The organism is Pirellulales bacterium (assembly GCA_035656635.1).
GTDB lineage: Bacteria > Planctomycetota > Planctomycetia > Pirellulales > JADZDJ01 > DATJYL01.
In genome coordinates this window covers 1-6,059 of the sequence record DASRSD010000105.1, presented here as the reverse complement: position 1 = coordinate 6,059, position 6,059 = coordinate 1, and the positions used below count along the sequence as shown (strand labels likewise).

At 50.5% G+C, this 6,059-nt stretch carries 7 protein-coding genes; 4 read left to right on the top strand and 3 right to left on the bottom strand.

The features are described from left to right. Positions 1–1,441, top strand: a 1,441-nt coding sequence (locus tag VFE46_09760; GenBank protein HZZ28273.1) for a family 20 glycosylhydrolase, incomplete at its 5' end; no start/stop codon positions are given. A gap of 28 nt (positions 1,442–1,469) precedes the next feature. Then, a complete protein-coding gene (locus tag VFE46_09755) occupies positions 1,470–2,252 on the top strand; it encodes a ThuA domain-containing protein (GenBank protein ID HZZ28272.1) in 783 nt (260 codons plus the stop codon). Between the two features lie 34 nt (positions 2,253–2,286). On the opposite strand, the gene VFE46_09750 is transcribed toward VFE46_09755, so the two are convergent. Together VFE46_09750 and VFE46_09745 are read right to left on the bottom strand one after the other, a co-directional pair. Next, positions 2,287–2,841, bottom strand: coding sequence for an alpha/beta hydrolase-fold protein (locus VFE46_09750; protein ID HZZ28271.1), 555 nt, complete (start codon positions 2,839–2,841; stop codon positions 2,287–2,289). After that, positions 2,792–3,337 carry a hypothetical protein gene (locus VFE46_09745; protein ID HZZ28270.1) on the bottom strand — a complete coding sequence of 182 codons (546 nt, stop codon included), beginning with the start codon at positions 3,335–3,337 and terminating at the stop codon, positions 2,792–2,794. Before VFE46_09745 ends, VFE46_09750 begins: the two co-directional genes overlap by 50 nt. Positions 3,338–3,748: 411 nt before the next feature. Between VFE46_09745 and VFE46_09740 the strand changes: the two genes are divergently transcribed. Further along, complete coding sequence (locus VFE46_09740; protein ID HZZ28269.1) at positions 3,749–5,362, top strand: recombinase family protein; 1,614 nt, start codon at positions 3,749–3,751, stop codon at positions 5,360–5,362. A gap of 33 nt (positions 5,363–5,395) precedes the next feature. On the opposite strand, the gene VFE46_09735 is transcribed toward VFE46_09740, so the two are convergent. Further along, the gene (locus VFE46_09735) at positions 5,396–5,866 is read right to left on the bottom strand and encodes a PDZ domain-containing protein (protein HZZ28268.1); all 471 of its coding nucleotides are present in this window, start codon (positions 5,864–5,866) and stop codon (positions 5,396–5,398) included. Here VFE46_09735 and VFE46_09730 point away from each other — a divergent pair. Then, positions 5,859–6,059: hypothetical protein (locus VFE46_09730; GenBank protein ID HZZ28267.1), on the top strand; the 201-nt coding region annotated here is incomplete at its 3' end. The two genes, VFE46_09735 and VFE46_09730, sit on opposite strands and share 8 nt — an antisense overlap.

Here is a 6,059-nt window from a genome sequence, read left to right as displayed (position 1 = left end):
CGACGATCAAGGCTGGCGAATCGAAATCAAAAAGTATCCACTGCTAACAAGCGTTGGCGCCTGGCGCCCTGCCGACAAGTCAGACCTTGAATCGATCAAATTAATACCAAGCTCCGATGGCTCTTCCATGTTATATGGCGGGTATTACACCCAAGATGACATTCGCGAGGTTGTGACCTATGCCGCAGCTCGTTATGTGACAGTCGTTCCAGAAATTGAAATGCCGGGTCATTCCACCGCTGCATTAGCTGCTTATCCCCAATTCTCTTGCACTGGAGGACCGTTCAGAATAGGCGCATTATGGGGCGTGTTCAAGGATGTTTATTGCCCAGGAAAGGAGGAGACCTTTACGTTCATCGAGAACGTGCTTGATGAAGTGTGCGAATTATTTCCCGGCCCTTACGTACATGTGGGCGGAGACGAATGCCCCAAGGATCGTTGGAGAAACTGTTCTGATTGTAAAAAGCGCATACAGGAAAATGGCTTGAAAGATGAAAATGAATTGCAGAGCTACTTTATCAAGCGAGTGGAAAAATATCTCGAGACCAAGCATCATCGATTGGTTGGTTGGAACGAAATTCTGCAAGGCGGATTGGCGCCAGATGCAACGGTGATGTCATGGCAGGGGATATCCGGCGGACGAACAGCGGCATCACAAGGGCACGACGTGATTATGTCCCCAGAGTCAAACTGTTACTTTGACCATACCGCAGATGTAGGAAGCAATCCGAAGGGGTCATCGGCTTTTTTGTTTGTTAGTACAGTTCCGCTTAATAAAGTGTATGCGTTTGAGCCCACGCCGGCAGATTTAACTCCGGAGCAAGCCAAGCACATTCTGGGCGCGCAGGGGAACTTATGGACAGAACGCATTCCAACTCAGGATCGGCTGGATTACATGGCCTTTCCTCGTGCCATTGCTCTGGCAGAATGTCTGTGGACCTCGCATCGAGGCGATTTTCCTGATTTTGCATCGCGGTTAGTAAGACACTTCAATTGTCTTGATCTCAACGGAGTGAAATATTACGACGATCCACTGGCTCATGCTATTTTCATCGGTCAATGGCGACCCGCAGATCAGTTATCGAAGCAACCTACAGACGTTGATTTTCTCATCACGCCACACCTGTTAGGACCCGGAAATTACGCAGTGCGGTTTGAATTCCTGGAAGGCAAGGATCAAATCGATATCAATAGTGTGGTACTTTTGGAGAATGGCAAGGAATTAATGCGCGACGCACATCCGGGCTTTTCTGGTCCGAAATCTCAAGCAAATTCTTACGTTCTATGCATTGCAGAATTAAAACCAGGTGCAACGTACACCGCGCGTGCGTCGATCATGGCGAAAAAAAGCTCCGACACAAAAGGGGAAGTGTTTTTGTTACGAACGCCATCGGAAACAAAGTCGATCGACGCAAAGTCGACTACCGATCGTCGCGATTAGCAAAATTATGGTTCGAAAGTCTCTGGATATGCGTCGCACTATTTACAAAGCAATTGTCACTGCTTTGTTAGTTGTGATTTCAATTCGCGTTGAAATTGCTCAAGAATTGCCAGCAAACACGCCTCGGTCGATATTCAGGGTGCTGGCCCTAACATCCCGCGCCAAAGACCATCTTGAGATGATTGCCGCTGCAACGCCAATGCTTCAGAAGTTGGCGGCTGAAAATAATTTCAGCGTGGACGTTACAGACGATCCAACAGTTCTCAATGACGAAAATTTGGCTCGCTATCAAGCATTCGTGCAGTTACAGGAAGCTCCCTTTGATATGTCGCCCGATCAGCAGTTGTCCTTGCAAAAATACATCGAGCAAGGACATGGGTGGGTCGGCATCCATGCTGCAGGATTGACCGGTAAAAAATTCCTGGCGCCAAACATATCTTACTGGCAATGGTTTGAAGACTTCCTAGGCGGAATAACCTACTCGCCACACCCCAAGTTTCAGAAGGGCACGCTTGTAATTGAAGATCATTCACATCCGGTTACAAAAAATCTTCCTGCGCAAATGCAGATTTCTGACGAATGGTATGAATTCAACGAAAGTCCTCGACCCCGCGTACACGTTTTGGCCACAGCAGATGAATCCACGTATAAGCAAAATAAGCCAATGGGCGATCACCCTATGATTTGGATCAATGAAAAATATCGCCGGATGGTTTACATCGCTATCGGGCACAGCGCCTCGCTGTGCGATAATCCCGATTTCCGATCGCTTATTCGCGATGCAATTCTGTGGGCAGCATCTGATCAGTGACTGATCAACGCCGGCAAATAAATAGCAAAAGTGGCTATTGACTTTTCGCTCCTTCAATCGGATAGCCGCGCCACACATACTCCAAGGCTTCGGGCAAGGTTTGTTGCTTTACGTTACGGTCGGTGTGCCCGGCATTATGAGCAAAAACAAACTGATAATGATAACCTTTGTCCGCCAGCACCTTTGCCATGTCTTCGTTGGCCACAACCCAGTCGTGCATGTTGTCGCGCATTACATTCGGATTCAAAAGATCTCGATCACCAACTTCCATCCAAATTCGCAATGGCTTTGTGGGACTGTTCGGAATCAAATGCTCGTGGAATTCCCAAGCACCGTGAGGTGTATCTGGGTTCGATGGCCATTGCTGATTGATGTAAGTGCCTGAATAAGTAAGCACACGATGATAAAGTTCCGGATGATACCAGGCCATGATCATTGCACACGAGCCGCCGGAGCTTCCACCCATACTTGCCCGGCCATCTGGGTCGGTCGTCAATTTCACATCACATTGCTGTTCTACGAAGGGCAATATCTCGTTTTCAACAAACTCGGCGTAAGCGGCCCGACATGGTGTCGTATTCCAATCCACGCTCGCTTCCCTGCGCATCTCCACCGCCATTGCCAATCGAAATGGCAATCATCACGGGCACCTTGTGCGCGGCAATTAAATTATCCAGAGCCGTGAATAATGCCGTGTCAGGTCCGTCGGCTCCAACAATAAAAGGCGTGGCAACGCCGGATACGTATTGCTTGGGGACATACACGGCAATTTTGCGCGTATAGGGAGCTGGATGGCTTGTCGTTACGACTAGCTTTGCCGGGTCGTCGGGATCGACCGTGCCAAATGTACCAGCTTCGCGAGCGATACCAGGGTAAATTTTGCTGCTGGTCGAACTCACCGTTAAATTATGGATGGTTCCTTGTGGAACACCCTCCTGCACAGACATTTCGAGTGTGCGATTGTGTGTTAGACCAATGATAAAATTTCCGTCGGTGTCCGCCGACGGTACGTCGCCATCGGGCAATTCCTTGGCCGTGACATACCCAAGCGTATTAGGATCACGTGTCGGAGGCGTGGGGCGCATTGGCCGTTTTGCGGGCGGAAATATTTGCTCGGTATTTTGCGCCGTTGCCGCATGAACGAATGCCACAAGGCTAATCAAAATCGCGCTCAACAGTTTGACTATCATAGGCACCTGAAAGGTCACTCGGTGATGTCATCTCGCTGCTTCCGATCGTGTCGCTACCGCAAAGAACGGACTATCTGAAATGCAATTGCTGAAATTCAAAACGGAGAGGATTTGGGACTCTAGTTCCCCACTGCCGCAAGATAAATCACAGTCAGGCTTTTTGTCAACAAGCCGTTTTTGGGCTTGGACTTGTGGTTTACCACGGGTAATCACGAATTGTCACGGACTCTCAGGAATGGTCAGTCTGATTGACCCACTGGGTCATTCCTTTCCGGCCTGGCGAGCCTTCCACACGGAGGTCTCGTCATGGTGCGTTTCAATTGTTCGCAACAGCCGCCGTTAATTCCCCGCAATGGTCACACGCTGGAAGTCTTGATCCCGTGCCGTGTCAGTAGTCCAGGCGCGGGAAAACAAGATATCCGCTCCAACGATGACCAACAAGCTGAACTTGAAAAGTGGCTAAAGGGGAATATCGACCTCCCCTTCAAAATTACGGTACTGGCCGGTTCTGGCAGCGGCGAATGCCTGGAACGCGCGGAGTACCTTCAGTTAATGGACTTGGTTGAATCCGACCACTTCGATCTGGTCATCAGTGAAGACTTAGGGCGAATCGTCCGTCGTATCCATGCTCACCTGTTCTGCGAGTTATGCATCGATCACAACACCCGGTTGATAGCACTCAATGACCATGTGGATACGGCGGAAGACGGCTGGCAGGACCGTTCCATTTTCTCGGCCTGGCATCACGAGCGGTCCAATCGTGACACTTCCGACCGGATCAAACGGACCCATCGCAATCGGTTCCTGCAGGGTGGCACGCTCCCAGTTCAGATTTACGGGTATCGTAAAAAACCTGGCGCCAAATCAGATGTTGATCTAGAGAAGCTTCCTGAAGCGGAGAAGATCTACGCCGAATGGTTCAATCGCTTAGATCGCGGTGCCTATTACACCGAGATCGCTGACTGGCTGAACAAATTGGTTGTGCCCCTTGGCCCATATTGCCGCGCTAACAAATGGACCGGAAGTATCGTTTCCCGCATTACGCACAACTGGATTCTCAAAGGAGTACGCTTTCGCAATAAGAAGCGGAGCAAGCGCCATAACGCCTCCGGTAAATACAAGTCAGAGGCGGCCGATCCCAGTGAATTGTTGATCCGTCCTGTCCCCCATCTCGCGTTTTTCGAACCAGCTTACTACGACCGGGTAGTTGCCAAAGCGGATGAGCGAAACGCCAAATTTCGGCGGAATGGCCATGGATCCGTCGATCCCTGTCGCAATCATGCAAAGAAGCGGGTGCGCTTCCCCGGCCAATGTATCAACTGCGGCATTTGTGGTCGGCAGTATGTGTTTGGAGCAAACGGTCAAAAAGACCGGCTGATGTGCATGGGGGCGCGCGAGCACAAGTGTTGGAACGGCATCTCACTCCATGGTCCGCTGGCGACGGAGAAGGTCTCCGCGGCAGTTTTTTCGCAGATTGAGTCACTTGCGGATTTCGAGCCAGAATTTTTAGCGATGGTGAACGGTGAGGCTCAAAGATTCGATTCTGCACAGACAGATCAGCTGTGGGAAATCAGCAGAAAAATCGACTCTGCTGGTCGCGAAATCGACAACTTGATGAAATTCATCCGCGGAGGGGATGATAGCACCCGCGTCCGTGATGAACTCAAAGCACTCGAAGTCCAGCAGACGAAATGTCTGCATGAGCGCCAGCTGCTAGCCGACACCCCGCAAAACCGCCTAATTCTGCCGCCGGTTGCTGAGATCAAGGAGTTAGCCCGGGAAGCGTTTCGCGACCTTACCACGAACAGCTACGATTTTGCCCGGCGGCTACGCACAGTGACCGCCCAAATTCAATTAAATCGGGGTCGTCAATATGCGAATTGTGCAAGTCGCTCATATGTGCATTATCTCCTCACCTAGCCTAAAGTCTTTGGAAAAATAGCGAAAGCCGCTTCAAATGTTGACTTTCCGTCGGATTAACTCAATCGTCCGTGTCTCCTTTTTTGTGGGGTCGAACACTTCAAGCCGCACGCTAGTGCCCGCATCTCCCCGAATAAGAGCTGAACATTCCAAGACGCTCTTGTGAGTCGTTGAAATACCGTCGATTTGTTGCACGAGCAAGCCGGCGGTCAGCCCTAACTCCTCCGCCGGTGAATTCGGAATGATCTTTGTAATCTGGAGGCAGTGACTTTGCGAATCAAACTCGAGTTTCGTTCCAATACCAACGACTTCCTTTCCTGTCGTAAGCGTGCTGGCGATGTGCGGAGTCAACGCCACACTTTCGAGGACGAGCTTTCCAATCGGATCGGAATGCAACTCTCCATGTTGATTGAGAAGCACGACTACACCCCGTCGCTGACGCTTTTCGAAGCCAATGAACGCCGAATAACCAGCTGTTCCCCCAGCATGAAGCCGGATGTCCAAGCCCGTTTGCTCCTTCGCCTTCGTTCACCCATGGCATCGCGGTTTGCCCGAAGTTCCAAAATTCTTACACGAGACCTTTGACCACAAGAACTACGGGATGGTAATTGCGCTGGTGGACGACGATGGTCCAAAGATATTCAGCGCAGGAAAATTGGATAATGGCACCGATCGAGAAGTTGATGCCGACACCGTC